This window comes from Patescibacteria group bacterium (genome assembly GCA_038065255.1).
In the GTDB taxonomy this organism is placed as follows: Bacteria; Patescibacteriota; Patescibacteriia; order JACQRZ01; family JACQRZ01; genus JBBTRI01.
Genome location: JBBTRI010000011.1, coordinates 1 through 1,103 on the forward strand (window position 1 = coordinate 1; position 1,103 = coordinate 1,103).

Genomic DNA, 1,103 nt, shown 5'->3' on the forward strand with positions numbered 1-1,103 from the left:
GCGCGGAATCGAACCGCGACTGCATGACCCCCAGCCACGCGTACTACCACTATACGACAGCCCGATGATGAGCCAAAAAATATGCAAAAACAGCAGGCGAGCGCCTACTGTTTTTTTGCTTGTGCCGCCAGAACAATTTTTTCTGCATGCTTTTTTTTGGTCTTAATGCAGTTTGCACAGATGGCGACTCGTTTGCCATCCATCCAGCGACTCTGAAGATTCACGTATTGCCGTCTGATCGTTGGACGGTTGGAATGGCTGCGGCTAATCACCTTGAGGGAACTGCGGCGACAGGTCATGCATTGACGTGCCATACTAGGTATACTATAATGAGTAGAAGTATCTTTTTGGAAAAAAACTAACATCACAGCATTACGCTGCTTACTACTTAAGTATATCATGGACGTATGGATTTTGCAATAGGGACACTCTTGCCAATTGGCATAGCTGTTGCAGCGCTCCTCATCAGCCTCACCGTGCACGAGTTTTCCCATGCGCTTGTGGCGTATCTCCAGGGAGACGAAACCGCCTATCAAGCGGGGCGTCTGACGCTCAACCCCATCGCACATATTGATCCTATGGGCACCATTTTTTTGCCAGGTTTGTTGCTGATTGCCGGTTCACCCGTGATGTTTGGTTGGGCAAAGCCGGTTCCGTTCAACCCGCTCAACTTACGCAATGTCCGCACCGGACCGCTCCTCGTTGGTTTAGCGGGGCCGCTTTCTAATATCCTGATGTGTGTTGTATTTGCCATTGCGCTGAAATTCGCACTTGGGGTGTATGATCCGTCAAATTATCTCATTTTGTTTTTTGCCAATCTCATGGTTATGAACTTCGTACTCGGCGTATTCAATCTCATTCCCATCCCGCCGCTCGATGGATCACGGATTCTTACTACGCTTCTGCCGAATCATCTGATGTATATTGCAGACTTTTTGGAACAGTATGGAAATTATATCATCATTTTTTTACTGATCATCAACGCAACCGTGTATCCGTTTTTTGGCATTTTTTTGGAGAAAGGCATTGGGCTGATAACGCAAGTACTGGATATCCCACTGTAGTTTTTTAATGGCAAACTTTTCATTTCAGGTATCTGTCTG

General features: G+C 46.8%; 1 protein-coding gene. It reads left to right on the plus strand.

The annotated features are described in order from the left end of the window. Positions 1–407: 407 nt before the first annotated feature. On the plus strand, positions 408–1,064 hold the full coding sequence (locus AAB400_03465; GenBank protein MEK7648950.1) for a site-2 protease family protein: 657 nt from the start codon (positions 408–410) through the stop codon (positions 1,062–1,064). The last annotated feature ends 39 nt before the right edge of the window (positions 1,065–1,103 follow it).

Coding starts and splice junctions, on each gene's coding strand:
- AAB400_03465 (MEK7648950.1), top strand. CDS start 408: ATGGATTTTGCAATAGGGACACTCTTGCCAATTGGCATAGCTGTTGCA.